The organism is Pseudodonghicola xiamenensis DSM 18339 (assembly GCF_000429365.1).
GTDB lineage: Bacteria > Pseudomonadota > Alphaproteobacteria > Rhodobacterales > Rhodobacteraceae > Pseudodonghicola > Pseudodonghicola xiamenensis.
Genome location: NZ_AUBS01000005.1, coordinates 164863 through 183617 on the forward strand (window position 1 = coordinate 164863; position 18755 = coordinate 183617).

General features: G+C 64.4%; 19 protein-coding genes. 7 read left to right on the forward strand and 12 right to left on the reverse strand.

Annotated features, from left to right (window positions below; translation table 11 throughout):
* Positions 1 to 50: 50 nt before the first annotated feature.
* From G455_RS0108320 to G455_RS0108335, 4 genes are read right to left on the reverse strand one after another with little or no spacing between them, the layout of a single operon-like run.
* The gene (locus G455_RS0108320; protein ID WP_028093278.1) at positions 51 to 656 is read right to left on the reverse strand and encodes a pyridoxamine 5'-phosphate oxidase family protein; all 606 of its coding nucleotides are present in this window, start codon (positions 654 to 656) and stop codon (positions 51 to 53) included.
* Complete coding sequence (locus G455_RS0108325) at positions 643 to 1383, reverse strand: lysophospholipid acyltransferase family protein (protein WP_028093279.1); 741 nt, start codon at positions 1381 to 1383, stop codon at positions 643 to 645. The genes G455_RS0108320 and G455_RS0108325 overlap by 14 nt, the downstream gene beginning before the upstream one ends.
* Positions 1383 to 2282, reverse strand: a complete 900-nt coding sequence (locus G455_RS0108330) for a cell division protein FtsX (protein ID WP_028093280.1) — start codon at positions 2280 to 2282, stop codon at positions 1383 to 1385. Before G455_RS0108330 ends, G455_RS0108325 begins: the two co-directional genes overlap by 1 nt.
* Positions 2279 to 2956, reverse strand: coding sequence for a cell division ATP-binding protein FtsE (locus G455_RS0108335; protein WP_028093281.1), 678 nt, complete (start codon positions 2954 to 2956; stop codon positions 2279 to 2281). The genes G455_RS0108330 and G455_RS0108335 overlap by 4 nt, the downstream gene beginning before the upstream one ends.
* A gap of 179 nt (positions 2957 to 3135) precedes the next feature.
* Between G455_RS0108335 and G455_RS0108340 the strand changes: the two genes are divergently transcribed.
* A complete protein-coding gene (locus tag G455_RS0108340) occupies positions 3136 to 4131 on the forward strand; it encodes a zinc-ribbon domain-containing protein (RefSeq protein ID WP_028093282.1) in 996 nt (331 codons plus the stop codon).
* A 126-nt stretch (positions 4132 to 4257) separates the two neighbouring features.
* On the opposite strand, the gene G455_RS0108345 is transcribed toward G455_RS0108340, so the two are convergent.
* From G455_RS0108345 to argH, 4 genes are all read right to left on the reverse strand, one after another.
* Positions 4258 to 6837: a TIGR02302 family protein gene (locus G455_RS0108345; protein ID WP_035366397.1), complete on the reverse strand. Its 2580-nt coding sequence runs from the start codon at positions 6835 to 6837 to the stop codon at positions 4258 to 4260.
* Positions 6838 to 6871: 34 nt separating this feature from the next.
* Positions 6872 to 8137 carry a diaminopimelate decarboxylase gene (gene lysA / locus G455_RS0108350; RefSeq protein WP_028093284.1) on the reverse strand — a complete coding sequence of 422 codons (1266 nt, stop codon included), beginning with the start codon at positions 8135 to 8137 and terminating at the stop codon, positions 6872 to 6874.
* Between the two features lie 139 nt (positions 8138 to 8276).
* Positions 8277 to 8594, reverse strand: coding sequence for a DUF2834 domain-containing protein (locus G455_RS0108355; RefSeq protein ID WP_028093285.1), 318 nt, complete (start codon positions 8592 to 8594; stop codon positions 8277 to 8279).
* Positions 8595 to 8780: 186 nt separating this feature from the next.
* Positions 8781 to 10172, reverse strand: a complete 1392-nt coding sequence (gene argH / locus G455_RS0108365) for an argininosuccinate lyase (protein ID WP_028093286.1) — start codon at positions 10170 to 10172, stop codon at positions 8781 to 8783.
* A 22-nt stretch (positions 10173 to 10194) separates the two neighbouring features.
* Between argH and G455_RS0108370 the strand changes: the two genes are divergently transcribed.
* The 3 genes from G455_RS0108370 to G455_RS0108380 all read left to right on the forward strand — a co-directional run bounded on the left by G455_RS0108370 (position 10195) and on the right by G455_RS0108380 (position 13393).
* Positions 10195 to 10761, forward strand: coding sequence for a TlpA family protein disulfide reductase (locus tag G455_RS0108370; protein WP_028093287.1), 567 nt, complete (start codon positions 10195 to 10197; stop codon positions 10759 to 10761).
* A gap of 319 nt (positions 10762 to 11080) precedes the next feature.
* Complete coding sequence (locus G455_RS0108375; RefSeq protein ID WP_028093288.1) at positions 11081 to 12892, forward strand: vWA domain-containing protein; 1812 nt, start codon at positions 11081 to 11083, stop codon at positions 12890 to 12892.
* Between the two features lie 114 nt (positions 12893 to 13006).
* Positions 13007 to 13393 (forward strand): hypothetical protein, encoded by a 387-nt coding sequence (locus tag G455_RS0108380; RefSeq protein WP_028093289.1) that lies wholly within the window; start codon positions 13007 to 13009, stop codon positions 13391 to 13393.
* Here the strand turns inward: G455_RS0108380 and G455_RS0108385 are convergent.
* Positions 13390 to 13977: a DNA-3-methyladenine glycosylase I gene (locus tag G455_RS0108385; protein WP_035366401.1), complete on the reverse strand. Its 588-nt coding sequence runs from the start codon at positions 13975 to 13977 to the stop codon at positions 13390 to 13392. The genes G455_RS0108380 and G455_RS0108385 overlap by 4 nt on opposite strands.
* A gap of 110 nt (positions 13978 to 14087) precedes the next feature.
* Here G455_RS0108385 and G455_RS0108390 point away from each other — a divergent pair, with 110 nt between their 5' ends.
* The 3 genes from G455_RS0108390 to phbB all read left to right on the forward strand — a co-directional run bounded on the left by G455_RS0108390 (position 14088) and on the right by phbB (position 17204).
* Positions 14088 to 14927: an EAL domain-containing protein gene (locus G455_RS0108390; protein ID WP_028093291.1), complete on the forward strand. Its 840-nt coding sequence runs from the start codon at positions 14088 to 14090 to the stop codon at positions 14925 to 14927.
* 191 nt (positions 14928 to 15118) lie between these two features.
* On the forward strand, positions 15119 to 16294 hold the full coding sequence (locus G455_RS0108395; RefSeq protein WP_028093292.1) for an acetyl-CoA C-acetyltransferase: 1176 nt from the start codon (positions 15119 to 15121) through the stop codon (positions 16292 to 16294).
* Between the two features lie 187 nt (positions 16295 to 16481).
* Positions 16482 to 17204, forward strand: a complete 723-nt coding sequence (phbB, locus tag G455_RS0108400; RefSeq protein WP_028093293.1) for an acetoacetyl-CoA reductase — start codon at positions 16482 to 16484, stop codon at positions 17202 to 17204.
* A gap of 232 nt (positions 17205 to 17436) precedes the next feature.
* Here the strand turns inward: phbB and G455_RS25990 are convergent, their stop codons facing one another.
* The 3 genes from G455_RS25990 to G455_RS0108415 form a co-directional block, all read right to left on the reverse strand.
* A complete protein-coding gene (locus G455_RS25990) occupies positions 17437 to 17601 on the reverse strand; it encodes a YdcH family protein (protein WP_084437028.1) in 165 nt (54 codons plus the stop codon).
* A gap of 135 nt (positions 17602 to 17736) precedes the next feature.
* Entirely contained in the window at positions 17737 to 18507 is a 771-nt protein-coding gene (locus tag G455_RS0108410) for a tRNA1(Val) (adenine(37)-N6)-methyltransferase (RefSeq protein ID WP_028093294.1), read from the reverse strand.
* Complete coding sequence (locus G455_RS0108415) at positions 18504 to 18719, reverse strand: putative signal transducing protein (RefSeq protein WP_028093295.1); 216 nt, start codon at positions 18717 to 18719, stop codon at positions 18504 to 18506. The genes G455_RS0108410 and G455_RS0108415 overlap by 4 nt, the downstream gene beginning before the upstream one ends.
* Positions 18720 to 18755: the final 36 nt, after the last annotated feature.

Here is an 18755-nt window from a genome sequence, read left to right on the forward strand (position 1 = left end):
TCGAAGAGCCACCCGTCACCGTCCCCGACGACATTCCCCGGGCGCCCAGTTCACCACAGGGTGTCTGCGGCCCGTGCCGGCCAAGCCTGATCGTAGGCGTCGCCGTCGATACCGCCCTTGGTCATCTCGCTCAGCATCTGTCCGACGGTGGGCAGGCCGGCGCTTTCATCGCCGCTGGCCCAAGTCCGCGCCCGCATCAGCGCCCGGGCGCATTGGCTGTAGATCTCTTCGATCTCGATCACGATCACCGTCACCGGCCGGCGCCCGGACTTGTCGAACCTGGCCCGCAACCCGTCGTCCGCGCTCACCCGTGCAATACCGTTCACGCGCATGACATTGTTCGACCCCGGCACTAGGAACATCAGCGACACCCGCGGATCGCGGACGATATTGCGCAGGCTGTCGATCCGGTTGTTGCCGCGCCAGTCCGGCAGCGCCAGCGTTCCGGGGTCGAGCTCCAGCACCACCGGACCATCGTCGCCGCGCGGGCTGGCGTCGGTGCCTTCCGGGCCCACCGTGCTCAGCACGCACAGGCGCGACGCCATGATCCACTGCCGATAACAGGGCGTCATCCGCCGCGCGACCTTGACGATGGCCGCCTCCGGGGGCCGCCCATAGAGCGCTTCCAGCGCCTCGATACTGTCAACGAACTCCATGTCCTCGCCCCTCCGCCTCGGCCATCAGAGCATCCGAACGTGCTTCGATGTCCTGTTCAAGCCGCGCCATGAAGGCATGCCGTTCCACCCCCGGCGCAATCGGGTCGAGGAATTCGACCACTCCCAACCCGGGATAGCGCATGATCCCCTTGCGCGGCCAGAACAGCCCCACATTGGTCGCCACCGGCACGCAGGAATAGCCCGTGCCCTCGTACAAAACGGCGGGGCCCACTTTGTAAGGCTTGTGTTCGCCCGGCGCGACCCGGGTACCCTGCGGATAGATCACGAGCTGGCCGGGTTCGGCGAATTCCGCCGCCACATCCTTGACCATCTTGGCGATCGCTCCGCCGCGCTTGCCACGATTGACCGGGATACAGCCCAGCCGCTTGGCATAAAGCCCGATGAAGGGGGTCCACATCAGCTCACGTTTCATGATGAACTTGGCATGCGGCAAGGCGCTGAAGATGATCAGGATATCGAAGAACGACTGATGCTTGGCAGCGACCAGAACCTCGCCCTGCGGCACCGGGCCGCGAACCTCGACCTTCAGGCCCAGCATCCAGCGCGCCGTCCAGATGGCATAGCGCGCATAGAGCTTGCAGGCGACCAATGCGCCGCGTTTCGACACCAGCGCCCAGGGCGTGAAGGAAACCCCCAGCACAGCCATGGCGACATAGACCTGGACCACATAGGTCAGCGACAACAGAGGTTGCAGCAGCTTGCGCATCACGTCAGCTCCTTCAGACGGCGGCGGGCGGCGGCCCAGGTGGCACCGAAGGCCACCAGCGCGCCCAGCACGGGGATCAGCAACGGCCAAAGCCAGTCCAGCCCCTGCAAGCCGAGACCGGTGAGAAATCCGCCTTCATCCGAGGCGGCGGGCAACAGCAACAGCCCCGCCACGCCCAGCACGGTGCCCGCCACCGCGCCGATCAGCGCCCGCAGGGTAAAGCGGCGCACGAAGGCGCTGGCGATATAGACATCCCGGGCCCCGACCAGGCGCAACACCTCGATCACCTGGGCATTGGCCGCCAGCGCCGCATTGGCCGCCAGCGTGATCATCGCCGCCATCGCCCCGCCGATCAGCAGGATCGAGATCAGCCCGAGCCGCCGCAGGCTGCTGGCCGCCTCGACCAACGGCTTGCGCCAGCGGGTATGATCGTCAAGCACCGCTCCGGGCACCTCAGCCGCCAGCCGCAGCCGCAGCCCCTGCGCGTCATAGCCGGTCTCGTCCTCAGTGACTTCGATCAGTTGCGGCACCGGCAGGGTCGTCAAATCCAGCCCGGGACCGAACCAGGGTGACAAGAGATCCGCCTGTTCCTTCTGGCTCAGCGCCCTAGCCCGGGCCACACCCGGGGTCTGGCGCAGGATTTTCAGCGCCACCGCGGTCTGATCCGAAAGCTGGTCCTGCGGCGCGGAGATACGGATGGTGGCGCTGCGGGCCAGTTCACTGGCCCAGCGATGCGCCAGCCGTCCCGACGCCAGCGACAGCGCCAGCGCGAAGACCGCCAGAAAGGCCATCGCCCCGGCGGCGAACAGGGTGAGCTGTGCGGTAAAGCCCGAGGGCGGCACCACCCGGTCGGCCTGCGCGTCGCCGATGAAATAGCTGCGGACGGTCCCCCGGTTCACAGATCCGCCCCCGCCAGTTGCAGCCGCCGGTTCGAAATCCGCAACACCCGGGCCTGAACCTGGCTCTTGGCGGCGCGGATCAACGACAGATCATGTGTGGCGATCAGCACCGTTTTGCCCATCCGGTTGAGCTCAACCAGAAGGTGCAGCAGCCGCGTTGACATATCCCAGTCGACGTTGCCCGTCGGTTCGTCCGCCAGCACCACATCGGGTGACATGATCACCGCGCGGGCCAGCGCTGCGCGCTGGCGCTCGCCCCCCGACAACTCGGGCGGGCGTGCATCGGCCCGCGCCGAGAGGCCGACCCAGGACATCAGTTCCCGCAGGTTCTCCGCCTCGCGCAGCATGTCCCGGCCGGAGACCACCAGCGGCAGGGCGATATTGTCCGCGACCGGCAGGTGATCAAGAAACCGGCAATCCTGATGCACCACCCCGATCCGCCGCCGCAGCAGTGCCATCTGGTCACGGTCCAACCCGCGCATATCCGCGTCGAACGCCAGCACCCGGCCCGAACTGGGGGTGAGCGCGCCATAACACAGCTTGAGCAATGTCGTCTTGCCCGCGCCGGAGGGGCCGGTCAGGAAATGGAACGATCCCGGCGCCAGCTTGACCGAGACATTGCTCAGCAGCTCACCACCGCCATAGCTGTAGCCAACATCCTCCAGCTCGATCACGCGATGCCCCCTTGGTTTCACACGGTCTTGTGCCCCAGCGCCCGCGCAGTTTCAATGAAAAGAGCGCCGCCACCGGGGCCGCGGCGTGAAACGGGCAGGTTTCCTCTCTTCCCCGAACCAGCGTTGCGCCCTATGATCGGGCAAACGCTCAGGAATTTCGCCGAAGCCAGGAGGGCTGCATGCGTCTGACATGTCCGAACTGCGGGGCACAATATGAAGTGCCGGACGATGTGATCCCCCTCGACGGGCGCGATGTGCAATGTTCCGCCTGTGGCCACACCTGGTTTCAGGAACCGCAGAATCTGAGCGACGAGCTGTTCGAAGCAGGGGCCATGCAGGCCGGCGAACCCCACCCCCAGATCTCTGACCACCCGACCAGCGAAGAAGCCGCAGAGACGCCGGAGAGTTCCGAGGACTGGGACCACGGCACCGACGAAGATGCGCCCGTCCCCGAAACGGATGAGACCTCTTCCTCTGGTCAGCTGCAATCCGTCGCACCAGAGCCAGCCGCCGCCGGGGCGCGGGCCCCGGAACAGATTGTGGTGAGGCCGGAAGAGCAGGACGAGGCTACCGAGTACGACGATGAGGAGCAGGCTGAGGAAGACATCTCTCCTGCACCTGTCGGCACGGCCCGCCCGACGATCGACACCTCGATCTCGGACATTCTGCGCGAGGAGGCCGAGCGCGAAACCCGACTTCGCGCGAAGGAAACAGCCAGCGGACTGGAAAGCCAGCCCGATCTGGGGCTGGAGAATTACGATTACAGCGACACGCCGGCGCCGGAGCCCCGCGACCGGCGGCGTGGCCGACCCGTCGATCAGTTCGAGGATGAGGACGCGGACAATGCGCCGCTGCCCTCTTCGTCCTCGCGTCGTGACCTTTTGCCTGACATCGAAGAGATCAATTCGACTCTGCGAACCGGCGGCGCCGCCGCTCGGACCACCGGGGCCGACACCCCGGTGCAGGATGCAGATGTTCCACGAGGCAGCAGCTTCATGCGTGGCTTTGCGGCGGCGCTGGTTCTGGGCGCGCTGCTGCTGCTGGCCTATGCCAATGCCCCACGTATCGCCCGCGCCGTGCCACAGGCTGATCCGGCCCTGAGCGCCTATGTGGCGATGGTCGATCAGGCACGCTACTGGATAGACGCCAAACTCGGCGGCCAACCGAGCGAGTGATCCCATCGGCACCAGTCCGGACGGCGGCCGGAATTTTTCAAGGTTTCCAAGCCGGAACATTCTGAATTTTCCGGCCCGTTCCGGAGCTCAGACCCCGGTGCGCGGACCCCGGTGCTTGGGCGCGGTTCAGAAGCGGTCCAGCAAGCGGCGCAGATAATCAAGCTCGATCCTGGGCCGCGCGCCCTCACCGGAACGGCGGCGGATTTCGTCCAGCAGCTCCCGCGCCCGGCGATAAACGTCCTCGCCCTGCAACAGCCCCTGATCCGAGCCGACGGCGCCATTTGCCCCCGCCTCACGCCCCAGCGGATCGCGGGCCCGGCCCTGGGCATCGCCCTCGGCCATACCCTGTCCCTGACGGGTCTGCCGTTGCTGCTGTGCCATCGCCTCACCGAGAGAGCGCATCCCCTCGCGCAGGGCCTCGATCGCCTCGGACTGCCGGTCGATCGCCTCGGCCAGATCGTTGCCGCGCAACGCTTCCTCGGCACCGTCCATCGCCCGCCCGGCCCGGTCCAACGCGTCACGCGCCGCATCGCCATCCGGCGTTCCCGCCCCGGGCAAGCCACCGCGCTGGCGGTCCAGCTCACGCCGCAGCGCCTGCTGACGCTCCGCCAGCGCGCCCTCCTCGCCCGGGCGCTGCCCCGTTTCGCCACCCGTCTCACCGCCCTGACCGCTGCCCTGGCCCTGCTGACCCTCATGGCTCTGACCCCGACCCTGACCGCCGCTTTGCCCCTGATTCTGCTGTGACTGGCCGGCGCCGCTGTCGGGATTGAACTGTTGCTGCAGGTCTCTGAAGGCCTGATCGCTCAGTCCCTGCTGATTGCGCAGCGTATCGGCAAGCCCATCCATCGCGCGCTGACCTTCAGAGGAACCGTCCTGCCCCTCGCCCTGAGTCACGCGCATGTTTTCCATCATCTGCTGGAATTCCTGCAGCGCCTGCTGCGCCTCCGCCATGCGGCCCTGCTCCATCAGCTCTTGGATGCGATCCATCATCCGCTGCAAATCGTTCTGCGTCATCTGAACCGCATCGCCCGACGGCGTCGCCTGTTCGCCGGTCTCACCGTTTTCGCGCGCCTGGCGGCTGAGTTGGCGCATGTAATCGTCGGTCGCGTCGCGCAGCTCCTGCATCAGCTCAGCAATCTCCTGATCGCTGGCGCCGTTCTTCATCGCCTCGCTCAACCGCTCCTGCGCCCGTCGCAAGCGCTCCAGCGCATCGCCCAGATCACCCTCTTCCAGCGCCAATGCCAACGTCCACAGCGCCTCGGCCACCTCATCGCGTTCGCTCGGGGTCAGCCCATGCGCAGTGTAATTCTCCAGCCGGCGCAGCGCGACCCTGAGCCGCAAATAAGCCGTTTGCGACCGGAACACCTCATCCGGGCGATGCGAGATTGCGCGCAAGACCTGCGCCACCCGCACCGCATTCTCGCGCGACCACAGCAGATCGCGCCGCTGCTCCGCCACCGCAGCCGCCAGCGGATCGAAGAAACGCCGCGCCGGCAACGGCGAGGCAAAGGGCGCGGACACCCCCGTCTGCCCGGCAGCGTCCATCACGCTCAGGGTCACGGTCACCGGCAGATTGGCCCAGGGGTGCTTGGAAAAATCCTCGATCAGCTTTTCGCTGAAGTCCTTGCGATCCCCGGTGATCGGCATCGGCAGATCGACAGTGATGAGATCGCGCGGCTCAGGCGCCACCGCCAGACCATAGCGGCGCGCGATCTGATCCATATCCAGGGCGATCACCGCCTGGCCCGACACGATGCCATAATCGTCGCGGGCCCGAAACGGCAGTGTCATCTGCCCCTGGGGTCCCACCTCGGCCGGGCCAGCGATGCCCACCTCGGGCACCGCATCGCGGATAACCGAGACCTTCCAGGCACGTCCGCCCGGCCCGTCGATCCGCAAATCGCCGCTGCGCGTCACCGTGAAATCCTGCTGCGGATCCGATGCGGACGGCACCTCTCCGATACGGCCCGATACGGTTTCGGCCAGGGTCAGCGCACCGATCTCACCATAAAACCGCAGGGTAATCTGGCTGTTCTCGGGCAACCGGAGGTCAGATCCGGAGATATCGTTGAGATAAAGCGTCGGCAAACCGGTATAGCGTGGCGGCTCTATCCAACCCTCCCAAGCCGGGCCGCCGGCGACGGCAGGCGCCCCGCCCGGCGCCATTCCGGCAACCGAGCCCACGCGCCAGACCGATCCGAAGATCAGACCGACCAGCAACGCCAACAGCGCCACATAGCGCAGCGCAAAGGGATCCCGGCGGGCAAGCTGAGGATCTGGATGGACCGCACGCGCTTCGGCCAACCTGGCCTGCATCCGGGCCTGATGGGCATGCCAGACCGCAGCCGAAGCCGCATCCCCGGCCCCAACAGCCTGATCGTCCAGCAGAGCCTGGATCGGCCGGCCCGGCAGGGTCTCGTCCAACCGCGCCAACGCCTCGGCCCGGCGCGGCCAGCGGAACCGCCGCCCGCCGCGCAGCGTGAACCAGAGCGTTGCCAGAATGGCGATCACGCCCAGGATCCAGACCGCTTCGATCGGCGCAAGCTCGTGCAGCCCCAGCATCAGCGCCGCCAGCACGGCCATGACGATCGAGGTCACCGGCCAGAAGGCCCGCAATAGCCGTTCGGCCAGCAGGCCGACCCACGTCAGCGCAAGCGGCAGGCGCAGCGTCTTGCTCACAGGGTCGTCATCGGGCGCCCGGGACATAAGCGATCACACTCCATCACAGCCCTGCGAGGGGTCAGAGCCATTCCGGGATGGTATCGCGATTTATCATTTCGTCAAAGGTCGGGCGTCGGCGGATTACCGCAAACTGATCGCCCTTGACCATCACCTCGGGGATCAGAAGACGGCTGTTGTATTCACTCGACATCACGGCGCCGTAAGCCCCCGCGCTGCGGAACGCGATCAGATCACCGGCCGCCAACGGCGGCATCGGGCGTTGCCGCGCAAAGGTATCGCCGGTCTCGCAGATCGGGCCGACGACGTCGATCGGAGCCAATTCCACCGCTGGCGCTGGTTCGATCACCGGGACGATATCGTGATGCGCCTCGTACATGGCGGGGCGGATCAGATCGTTCATCGCGGCATCGACGATCAGGAAATCCCGGCCCTCGCCATGTTTGACATAGATGACCTCGGAAACCAGCAGCCCGGCATTGCCGACCACCAGACGGCCCGGCTCGATTTCGATCTCGCAGCCCAGATGGCCCAGGGTGCGCCGCACCAGAGCGCCATAATCCGATGGCAGCGGCGGCGCCTCGTTCGAACGCGCATAAGGGATCCCCAGACCGCCTCCCAGATCCAGCCGCCGAATATTGTGACCGTCCGCACGCAGCAGCTCGGTCAGTTCGGCGACCTTATGGTAGGCCATCTCGAATGGCTCCAGCTGGGTCAGCTGGCTGCCGATATGGACGTCGATGCCGATCACATCAATGCCCGGCAGTTTGGCCGCACGGGCATAAACCTCACGAGCGCGCGCAATCGGGATACCGAACTTGTTCTCGGACTTGCCGGTGGCGATCTTGGCGTGGGTCTTGGCGTCGACATCGGGGTTCACCCGGACGGTGATCGGCGCGATCACGCCCAGCTCCTGCGCCACGGCGCTGATCACCTCGAGCTCGGGCTCTGATTCGACATTGAACTGGCGAATACCACCGCTCAGCGCGACGCGAATATCCTCGGCCGTCTTGCCGACGCCGGAAAAGACGATCCGCTCGCCCGGGACACCAGCCGCCTTAGCGCGGCGGTATTCTCCCTGAGAGACCACATCCATCCCCGCCCCAGCCTCGGCCAGGGTCCTGAGGATCGCCTGATTCGACGCGGCCTTGACCGCATAACAGACCAGATGATCCAACCCTTCCAAAGCCTGATCAAACAGATGGAAGTGACGCAGCAGCGTCGCGGTCGAATAGACATAGAAGGGCGTACCCACCGCAGCCGCGATCTCGGTCAGCGGGACATCTTCGGCGTAGAGAGCGCCATCTCTGTAGAGAAAATGATCCATACCGCGCGATTAAGAGAATCCGCGCTACAGTTCAATTATAAACACGCGCGGGGGCCTTTCCCCTGTCCTCCCAGGGGCCTTTGGGCCAGCACCGGCCGCGGAAAGCCGAAACCGGAGGCGAAGCCCAAGCGCCCCGGGCTCACACCACCGGGCGGCTGCGCAGGAACAAATACAACGGCAAGCCGCAGCTCACCCCGATCAGGAAGGTCGCCGGAAGGGCGACAAGCGCGATCCAGTTCCGCCGCACTGCCACCTCCGCCAGGATGAAGACGCTCAGCGCGATGGCCGAGATCACCAGATCCCAGGTCAGCGCCGCGCTGGCGGGGGAGGACAGCCATTCGGCGATCAGCCCGGAGGGGGAGAAACCGTTCTGCGACGCCCAGCGCGCCAGATGTGCCATCGGATGGGCGGCCCCCCAGATCGCCAGGGCCAGATAGATCATGCGCAGGGGCGACATCGGCAACTCCATCTCTCACACCGGTGCAGGATAGCCCTCGGCCCCGGGCGGGGCCGGAGGAATGCCGGGATTAGAATACTGCTGCCGGGCCCGACTGAGCCATCCGGCTGGGCGGGATCGGCTCCCCATCGACGCCGCAGGCGGCCAGCCCGGCGCAGGCCACCAGCATCAGCAGACCCGCACGGATCATGCCAGAGCCTCTTTCCAGCGGGCGATCTGTTCGCGCACCCGCTTGGGCGCAGTGCCGCCATAGGACAGCCGCGAATTGACCGAGTTGTCGACGCCGAGCACAGAGAAGATATCCTCGGTGATGCCAGCGTGGACCGACTGCATTTCAGCCAGCGTCAGATCGGGCAGATCACAGCCCTTCTTTTCGGCCATGGCGACCAGCGTACCGGTGACGTGATGGGCATCGCGGAACGGTACTTTCAGCACCCGCACCAACCAGTCGGCCAGATCGGTGGCGGTGGAAAAGCCCGAGCCCGCGGCAGCGGCCAGGTTTTCGCGGTTGGCGGTCATGTCCTTGACCATGCCTTCCATCGCGGCCAGTGCCAGCATCCAGTTGTCGGCGGCGTCGAAGACCTGTTCCTTGTCTTCCTGCATATCCTTGGAATAGGCCAAGGGCAGCCCCTTCATCACCATCATCAGCGCGGTATTGGCACCGAAGATGCGGCCGATCTTGGCGCGGATCAGCTCGGCCGCGTCGGGGTTCTTCTTCTGCGGCATGATCGAGGAGCCAGTGGAAAAGCGATCGCTGAGCGCCACGAAACGGAACTGGGCCGAAGACCAGATCACCAGTTCCTCGGCGAAGCGGCTCAGGTGCATGGCGCTGATCGAGGCAGTCGACAGGAATTCCAGCGCGAAATCACGGTCGGACACGGCATCCAGGCTATTGGCAGACGGCCGATCAAAGCCCAGCGCCTCGGCAGTCATGTGCCGGTCGATCGGGAAGGAGGTGCCAGCCAGCGCGGCGGCGCCCAGCGGGCTTTCGTTCATCCGCTTACGCGCGTCACGCACGCGGGACAGGTCACGACCGAACATCTCGACATAGGCCATCATGTGGTGGCCCCAGGTCACCGGCTGGGCGGTCTGCAGGTGGGTAAAGCCCGGCATCACCCAATCGGCGCCGGCCTCGGCCTGCGTCAGAAGCGCGCGGATCAGCGCGATGAGCCCGGCTTCGGCGGCATCGAATTGGTCCCGCACCCAGAGCTTGAAGTCGGTCGCCACCTGGTCGTTGCGCGACCGGCCGGTGTGCAGCCGGCCCGCCGGCTCTCCGATGATCTCTTTCAGCCGGGCTTCCACGTTCATGTGGATGTCTTCCAGCGCGGTGGAGAACTGGAAGGTTCCGGCCTCAATTTCTGACAAGACCGTGAGAAGCCCTTCCCGAATGGCCTCGGCATCGTTATCGCTGATCACGCCCGTCGCAGCCAGCATGGCGGCATGGGCCCTGGAACCGGCGATATCCTGGGACGCCATCCGCTTGTCGAACCCGATCGAGGCATTGATCGCCTCCATGATCGCGTCCGGTCCGGCGGCGAAGCGGCCGCCCCACATCTGGTTCGAGGATTGATCTGCCATGTTCTGCACCCGTGGAGGTAAAATGCGCCTGTTCCGTTCCCTCACCCTTTATATGGCCCTGCTTCTGGGTGCAAACGCCGCCTTTGCCGCCGATCTCTCTGAACTCGGGGCGCTGCGCGAGGGCGACATGAAGAAACTGGCCCTCCACGCCGAGCCGAAACCGGTGTCCGAACTTCCCTTCCAGCTTGCCGATGGCGCAGGAACCGCAACGCTGGCCGATTTTCGCGGCAAATATCTGCTGCTGAACTTCTGGGCCACCTGGTGCGCCCCCTGCCGCAAGGAGATGCCGATGCTCGCCGCCCTGCAGGAGGAGTTCGGCGGCGACCGCTTCCAGGTGGTCACCATCGCCACCGGCCGCAACTCTCCTGCCGGGATCCGGAAGTTCTTCGACGAGATCGGCGTGACCGACCTACCGCGCTATCAGGATCCGAAACAGGCGCTGGCCCGTGACATGGCGGTGCTGGGCCTGCCCGTCACCGTGATTGTCGACCCCGAGGGGCGCGAGATCGGCCGGTTGATGGGGGACGCGGACTGGAGCTCGGACAGCGCCAAGGCCATCATCTCGGCCCTGCTGCTCGACGACGCCTGAGCCCCTCCCCTGCCGCGTCAGTCCGGCCATCAGCACAAAGTTTACGCTAAGTCACCCAACAGGTGACCCAAATCGGGAATCATGGCATAACTTTCGTTATGGAAGGAGACTGATTCCCAAAAAATCGGCGCGATTACCTGCGCCAGGAGACGTTAGGTCAACGCGACATCCCAGGATTGTCGTGAGTGGATGTTTATGTGCCGCGACCGACCTCGGCCCCAAGGGGATCCCCCCTCTTTCCACGCGTGTTGACAAGTTTACGGGCCTTCCAATGGCCCTTGTTTATTAGATCAAGTCCATTTTCAGGGAGAGCAAGCTCATGGCCAGCGTCACATTCACCATTCCCGGCACGGTCGACACCATCGTTACCGTCACCGAAGTCATCAATCCCCTTACCGGCCTGCGGGAATTGCAGTTCGACGTCAGCGTCGACGAAAGCGCCGGCACCGAGGGCGATCTGCGCGGGCTGTATTTCGATCTCGCCGATGAAAGCGCTCTCGGCTCCCTCTCGATCAGTGGCGCCGACGTGACCGGATCGCAATTTGCCGCCAATGACGTCACCGATCTGGGACGCGGCAACAATATGAACGGCAAACACACCAACAAGGGCAACGGCTTTGACGCCGGGGTCGGTTTCGGCACCCCGGGCATGGCCCGGGACGACATCGACCACACCAGCTTTACGCTGGCGTCGACCGATGGCGATCTGAACCTCGATCTGCTCAGCGAGATGCGCTTCGGCGTCCGGGTCACCTCGATCGGCAGCGATCTCGATCGCGACGGCGGCCAGAAGGTCGTGGGCGACGCGCCCTATATCAACCTGCCGCCCGATGCCTATGACGACGGTCTCGGCGCGGACAATCGCCTGGTGGTGGAAAGCGGCGACAGCATCAGCATCGACGTGCTCGCCAATGACGAGGACCGCGACGGCAGTCTCGATCCCGCGACACTGACGATCGTCGCGCCTACCCCGCTCGGTTCCGCCTCGATCAACAGCGGCCAGATCGAATTTCACGCCAATGATGTAGGCGGCGACAGCAGCGATGGGTCCGGCGTCGGCGCCATCGGCTATACGGTCGATGACAATGAAGGCACGGCCAGCAATACCGCCTATGCCTACGTCCATGTGATCGACCCGCTGATCGAAACCGACACCGATTCCTCTGTCGCGGCGCTGAACGGTCAGACCATCGCGATGAGCCTGACCACAGAGGACCGCACCTATAACGACGAAAGCGAGGTGGCGGGGACCATCAATTTCGGCGACCTGGCGCAGAAGGATGTGAATGTCTCCTTCGTGATCGACGGTTCGGGGTCGATCAACGCGGCGGAATGGGCGCAACAACTTGCCGCCGTGCAGGACACCATCGACCTGCTGCGCAGTCGCTTCGACGGCACCGGTACGGATGTCGAAATCCAGCTTGTGCAATTCTCGGGCGAACCGAGCTCCACCCCCGACGCCTTCGGCGCCAGCTTTGGCCTTTTCGACCATACGCTGGACGATATCACCACCGGAACGCCGCTGTCCTCGCAACTGCGCCAGGTCACCAATTACGAGGCCGGGCTGCGCCTGGCCAGGGATTTCCTGGTGCCGCAGGATGGCGACGAAAACTATATGGTCTTCATCTCGGACGGGGTGCCCCTGACCGCCTACAACCCGAACGGCAACGGCACCTCCATCAATTCCTCCAGCCCCAGCTACTACATGGACGAAGTTCAGGCGATCTGGGCGGCCGGCACCTCTGTCACCGCGCTCGGCTTCGGCTCGGTCGACAAGCCACGGCTGGATCAGATCGACAACACCGGCGGCGCGCAGGTCTTCGCCAATGCCTCACAGTTGGGGGACGCGCTTGGCGCCTCGCCGCTCTTTCCGGCGGATGTGATCGAATTCAATCTCAGCGTTAACGGAACCGATACCGGCCTGAACAGCGCCGACCTGGTCGATCTTGGCGGCGGCGACCTTGGCTTTTCCGGCGCGCTGAGCGGGCTCGACACCACGGCGGGCGCCGTCAATACCGTGATCGCCACTGCCAGCTTCGACGTCGACGGTGACGGGCTGGCCGATGAGATACGCACCGTTCAAACCCAGATCGAAGCAACCGACGGCTCCGATATCTTCGCCTGGATTTGACGGCCGCGGCCGCCCGTCTTCCCCCACGACGGGCGGCAAACCGGCCGACAGCGGCACGTTCTCTTTTGACACCCCCCCTTTGCCCCCGGCTATGATCGGGCGAAGGGGTATGAAATGTCAGCCTATCTGATTGTTCCGCTGGTCTCTCTTGCCATTGCTGTCCTAGCCGGCCTTTTGGCCCTCGCCAGCCGACCGCGCCGGGCCCTTCTGGACGAGGACCGCGCCCGCGAAGCCTGGCAAAGCGCCACCGCCGGCGCACCGATCCGCCAGATGACTCTGTCGCGCGACCGACACGCGGCCCTGATTCTCGGCGACGGAGGACCGGCGCTGGTCTGGACCTCGGGTCAGGAGGTTCTGCTGCGCCGATTACTGGATTACGACCTTCTCGACGAAGGCAAAACGCTGCGATTGATCTTTCACGACTATGACACGCCCGCAGCCGTCCTGACGCTCGACACCAGCGAACGCGCCCATTGGCTGAACCTGCTGAACGCGCCCTAAACGTGCGTCCCCAGCCGCCGCACCCGGTCATGGCAGGGGCAACAGGTCAGATGATCGTTCACCATCCCCACCGCCTGCATGAAGGCGTAGACAATCGTTGGGCCACAAAAACGGAACCCCCGCTTTTTCAGATCCTTCGACAGGGCCGCGGACAGCGGGGTTGCCGCCGGCACCTCGGCAAGCGTCGCCCAGCGATTCTGGATCGGCGCGCCACCGACAAAATCCCACAGATACCGATCAAAGCCCTGCTCGGCCTCGATTTTTTGCCAGGCGCGCGCATTGCCGATGGTCGCCTCGATCTTGCCGCGATGGCGCACGATTCCCGGATCGGCCAACAGGCGCATCACCTCCTGTTCGCCCCAGGTGGCGATCACATCGGGATTGAACCCGGCAAAGGCAGCCCGAAAATTATCGCGTTTCTTCAGGATCGTGATCCAGCTCAACCCGGCCTGGAACCCGTCGAGCACCAGTTTCTCCCACAATGCCCGGCTGTCTCGCTCTGGCACGCCCCATTCGGTATCGTGATAGGCAACATAGATCGGCTCCGACCCGGCCCAACCGCAACGTCCGCTGGTGGTTTCCATCAAACTCTCCTCCGGCAACATGCAATTTGCGACAGCGTTAATAGCCCCTAAAGGATTTTGGCCGACGCTGGTCTGGAACTGACCCTTACCCCAGAATCCGAGAGACCGGAATGAACAGCTCCCGCCCCCGCTTTGCCGACCAGCCCGAAGGCTTCGACAGCCCGCTGAACGCCGCGCTTGTGGCGCGTGATCGCTCCACCCTCGACATGGTGGCCCAGGCGGTGCGTCACAAGCAATGCCTGCTGGCCTTCCAACCCGTGGTTCAGGCCCGACCGCCGCATAACACCGCCTTCTACGAAGGGCTGATTCGCGTTCTGGATGAAACCGGCCGGGTCATTCCCGCCCGAGACTTCATGCCCGTGGTGGAAAATACCGAACTCGGACGCGAAATCGACTGCCTCGCTCTCGACAGCGGGTTGCAGGCCCTGATCCAGCATCCGACGCTGCGGCTCTCGATCAACATGTCGGCCCGATCGATCGGCTACAGCCGCTGGATGGAGACGCTGAACGGCGCACTGCGCCGGGACGAACGGCTGGGCGAACGGCTGACGCTGGAGATCAACGAAACCTCAGCCATGACGGTGCCCGAACTGGTGATCGATTTCATGGACCGGCTGCAGGGTCACGGCATTGCCTTCGCGCTGGACGATTTCGGCTCCGGGGCCATCAACATCCGGCATTTCCGTGATTTCTTCTTCGATGCGGTGAAAATCGACGGCCAGTATATCCGGGGCGTGCATCGCGATCACGACACCCAGGCCATGCTGCGGGCCCTGATCGCCATGGCGCGCGAATTCGACATGCTGATCATCGCCGAGTCGGTCGAGCAGAGCGAGGATGCCGAATACCTGATGACGCTGGGGATCGACTGCATGCAGGGCTATCTGTTCGGTGCCCCGACGCTGCGACCGGACTGGGCCGCGCAGGACGGAACCCGCGCCGCCGGCTGACCGGCACGGGCCCCTGCGGCGGGCCCGCCCTGCCCCCGAATGCCGCAGGCGCACGGCTGTTGTTGCTGCGCGCGCAGCAATCCGGTATCACCTGAAATATCGGGGCGGCGGTCCCCCGGACGGAGGAGAGACCCGTCCGCGAGGCCGGATCAGGAGGATACCGCCCTTTGGATGGCAAAGGACCGGATCACATGACAAATGTAGTTATCGTATCGGCGGCGCGTACCGGCGTCGGGAGCTTCAGCGGATCATTCGCCAACACCCCGGCACATGAGCTGGGTGCGGCCGTTCTTGAGGCCGTGGTCGAACGTGCCGGCATCGCCAAGGAGGAGGTCTCGGAAACCATCCTTGGGCAAGTGTTGACTGCGGCGCAGGGGCAGAACCCGGCCCGTCAGGCCCATATCAACGCAGGCCTGCCGATCAAAAGCGCTGCCTGGGGCATCAACCAGGTCTGTGGTTCGGGTCTGCGGACGGTGGCGCTGGCGGCGCAGCATGTCCAGCTTGGCGACGCCGCCATCGTGGCCGCAGGCGGTCAGGAAAGCATGAGCCTCAGCCCCCATGCCGCGGCGCTGCGCGCCGGCCACAAGATGGGCGACATGAAGTTCATCGACACCATGATCAAGGACGGGCTGTGGGATGCCTTCAACGGCTATCACATGGGGCAAACCGCCGAGAACGTCGCCGCCAAATGGCAGCTCACCCGCGAAATGCAGGATGAATTCGCTGTGGCGAGCCAGAACAAGGCCGAAGCCGCGCAAGCTGCTGGCAAGTTCGCCGACGAGATCGTCCCCTTTGTCATCAAGACCCGCAAGGGCGAAACGGTGATGGACACCGACGAATACATCCGTCACGGCGCCACGCTGGAAGCGATGACCCGTCTGCGCCCGGCCTTCATGAAGGACGGCACCGTCACCGCCGGCAATGCCTCGGGCATCAATGATGGCGCCGCCGCAGTGCTGCTGATGACCGCCGACGAGGCCGAGAAACGCGGCATCGAACCGCTGGCCCGCATCGCATCCTGGGCCACTGCCGGGGTCGATCCCGCAATCATGGGCACCGGTCCGATCCCCTCGTCGCGCAAGGCGCTGGAAAAGGCCGGTTGGAGCGTTTCCGATCTGGATCTGGTCGAGGCCAACGAAGCCTTTGCCGCCCAGGCGCTGGCGGTCAACGCCGACATGGGCTGGGATCCGGCCATCGTCAACGTCAACGGCGGCGCCATCGCCATCGGTCACCCGATCGGCGCCTCGGGCTGCCGCATCCTCAACACCCTGCTGTTCGAAATGAAGCGCCGCGACGCCAAGAAGGGCCTGGCCACCCTGTGCATCGGCGGCGGCATGGGTGTTGCGATGTGCCTTGAGCGGCCGTAACAGCAACGCTGACAGAACAGACGGACAGGGCGCCTTTGGGCGCCCTTTTCTTTTTCCAGCAAGGATTTGCCTGAAAACCGGAATATTTTCCGCTCGTCCTGGAGTTTCATCACGAAATATTGTTGCTCATAACGGCAAGGATATGTAACAGCATTACTTAGGCAATTTGAGAGTGGAGGAAACCTCAATGGCACGTACAGCACTCGTCACCGGCGGTTCGCGCGGTATCGGCGCGGCGATTTCGCAGACCCTGAAGGCCCAGGGATATGCGGTTGCAGCCACCTATGCCGGCAATGATGAGGCCGCGGCGAAATTCAGCGAAGAAACCGGCATCAAGACCTACAAATGGAATGTCGGTGACTATGAAGACAGCAAGGCCGGCATCGCCCGGGTCGAGGCCGATCTGGGCCCGATCGACGTGGTGGTGGCCAACGCCGGCATCACCCGCGATGCCCCCTTCCACAAGATGACGCCCGAGCAATGGCACGACGTGGTCAACACCAACCTGACCGGCGTGTTCAACACCATCCACCCGATCTGGCCCGGCATGCGCGAGCGCAAGTTCGGCCGGGTCATCGTGATCAGTTCGATCAACGGGCAGAAGGGACAGTTCGGCCAGGTGAACTACGCCGCCACCAAGGCCGGCGATCTGGGTATCGTCAAATCGCTGGCCCAGGAAGGCGCCCGGTTCAATATCACCGCCAACGCCATTTGCCCCGGCTATATCGGGACCGACATGGTGATGGCCGTTCCGGAAAAGGTGCGCGAGTCGATCATCGCCCAGATCCCCGTGGGCCGGCTGGGCGAGCCTGAGGAAATCGCCCGCTGCGTGGCCTTCCTTGCCGCCGATGACGCCGGGTTCATCACCGGATCGACCCTCACCGCGAACGGCGGCCAGTTCTTCGTCTGACCCCACCGATCCCGGCATGACGCAGACAAAGGGCCGGCCCACCAGGCCGGCCCTTCTCGTTTCCCACCACGCGGGACCGGCCCGCATGACAACTCCACAAGCCATCCCAAAGGGATTGGCCGGCGACAAAATAGAATCCTCTGAAACACTCAGCGGAGGAAAGCCCCCCCCCCCCGAAAGGAGCACAGCTTTTCCTGTATTCCCGTCCTTTCCGGTTGCAACCTGCGCCGGATCAGTTTGACAGGCGTTCGATTTCTTCTTTCAGCTTCAGTTTGCGTTTCTTCAAGGAAACCAGATGCAGCGCATCGACGCTCGGCGTCCGTTGCGCTCGCTCCACTTCGGAGCTCAGACTTTCATGCTTCCGCTTCAGTTCCGACAGATACGAACTTACGCTCATGGCAATCCTCCTCTGACTGTGATGCAAGATCAGTGGAGCACAAGTTTGCCCCCCTGTCACGCTGCAGTCGCATTAGATTTTTACAAAAGCGACATATTGCCTTTAACGGTGTTGCGACCCTAGGTAACGTTACGCTCACAGCGGCCAGGACAACCCGGCACCACCCCGCAAAATATCAATGATTTCAGGGCAGTAACTTTCCCCATCCTCAAGGTGCCGTTCACCGTCATGCAAAATGGTCGCCGCATGCAGCCGGAACGCGGCCCGCCCGCCCTTGCGGGCGCGCAGAATCACCAGCTCCGGTGCCCGGCCGGCACGCGCAGCAAGCGGCAACACCTCCGGCGCCCCCAGCCGCCCCTCACAGGCCGCCAGCATCTCGGGCAGCCGGTCGACACGCTGGATCATGTGAAGATATCCCTTTGGTGCCAATCGCTTGGCCGCCACCGCCACCCAGAGAGCAAGTGGCGTTTCAGTCTCGCTCAGGGCCGTGGCGCGCCCGGCATCAACCGCCCGAGAATGCGCCCCAGGCCTGAAATACGGGGGGTTGGCGATCACATGATCGAACTGACGTTGCCTCAATGCGGCAGGCAATGCGCCCAGATCAGCACAAAAGATCTCGAACGGCAGCCCGCTTTCCGCGGCATTGCGCCGCGCCAGCTCGGCATAGGCCGGCTGCAGCTCCACCCCGGTCAGCGCAAGATCGGCGACACGCGCGCCCAGACAGAAAATCGCGGCCCCGGCACCACAGCCCAGCTCCAGCACGCTCTGCCCCGGTCGGGCCGGAACGGCCGCAGCCAGCAGCACCGGATCGACCCCGGCACGATAGCCGGCCTTTGGCTGATACAGGTGCAGCCGCCCGCCCAGAAAGGCATCCCGGCTCAGCTCATGATCGGCGAAATGGATCACCGGCCCAGCGGAACATCATTGTCGCGCAGGGCACGCAGCGCCGCGTCATAATCATCCTCGCGCACCATCATTCGGCGGGGAAAGATTCCGATGCCGCCCTCGAGAACGCTCATATTTACGTCCATTTGAAAGCAGTCTATACCCTCACCCTCGAGAAGGGCAGAGGCAAAGGCCAGGACGGTCGGGTCGGTGCTGCGCAAAAGTTCCTTCATAAGACGGGATGTAAGGGCAAGCTACGCGCGATGTCG

Excerpts from the sequence above, each read along its gene's own strand:
- G455_RS0108320 (WP_028093278.1), bottom strand. The coding sequence starts at position 656 with ATGGAGTTCGTTGACAGTATCGAGGCGCTGGAAGCGCTCTATGGGCGG.
- G455_RS0108325 (WP_028093279.1), bottom strand. The coding sequence starts at position 1,383 with ATGCGCAAGCTGCTGCAACCTCTGTTGTCGCTGACCTATGTGGTCCAG.
- G455_RS0108340 (WP_028093282.1), top strand. The coding sequence starts at position 3,136 with ATGCGTCTGACATGTCCGAACTGCGGGGCACAATATGAAGTGCCGGAC.
- G455_RS0108345 (WP_035366397.1), bottom strand. The coding sequence starts at position 6,837 with ATGTCCCGGGCGCCCGATGACGACCCTGTGAGCAAGACGCTGCGCCTG.
- lysA (WP_028093284.1), bottom strand. The coding sequence starts at position 8,137 with ATGGATCATTTTCTCTACAGAGATGGCGCTCTCTACGCCGAAGATGTC.
- G455_RS0108355 (WP_028093285.1), bottom strand. The coding sequence starts at position 8,594 with ATGTCGCCCCTGCGCATGATCTATCTGGCCCTGGCGATCTGGGGGGCC.
- argH (WP_028093286.1), bottom strand. The coding sequence starts at position 10,172 with ATGGCAGATCAATCCTCGAACCAGATGTGGGGCGGCCGCTTCGCCGCC.
- G455_RS0108370 (WP_028093287.1), top strand. The coding sequence starts at position 10,195 with ATGCGCCTGTTCCGTTCCCTCACCCTTTATATGGCCCTGCTTCTGGGT.
- G455_RS0108375 (WP_028093288.1), top strand. The coding sequence starts at position 11,081 with ATGGCCAGCGTCACATTCACCATTCCCGGCACGGTCGACACCATCGTT.
- G455_RS0108380 (WP_028093289.1), top strand. The coding sequence starts at position 13,007 with ATGTCAGCCTATCTGATTGTTCCGCTGGTCTCTCTTGCCATTGCTGTC.
- G455_RS0108385 (WP_035366401.1), bottom strand. The coding sequence starts at position 13,977 with ATGGAAACCACCAGCGGACGTTGCGGTTGGGCCGGGTCGGAGCCGATC.
- G455_RS0108390 (WP_028093291.1), top strand. The coding sequence starts at position 14,088 with ATGAACAGCTCCCGCCCCCGCTTTGCCGACCAGCCCGAAGGCTTCGAC.
- G455_RS0108395 (WP_028093292.1), top strand. The coding sequence starts at position 15,119 with ATGACAAATGTAGTTATCGTATCGGCGGCGCGTACCGGCGTCGGGAGC.
- phbB (WP_028093293.1), top strand. The coding sequence starts at position 16,482 with ATGGCACGTACAGCACTCGTCACCGGCGGTTCGCGCGGTATCGGCGCG.
- G455_RS25990 (WP_084437028.1), bottom strand. The coding sequence starts at position 17,601 with ATGAGCGTAAGTTCGTATCTGTCGGAACTGAAGCGGAAGCATGAAAGT.
- G455_RS0108415 (WP_028093295.1), bottom strand. The coding sequence starts at position 18,719 with ATGAAGGAACTTTTGCGCAGCACCGACCCGACCGTCCTGGCCTTTGCC.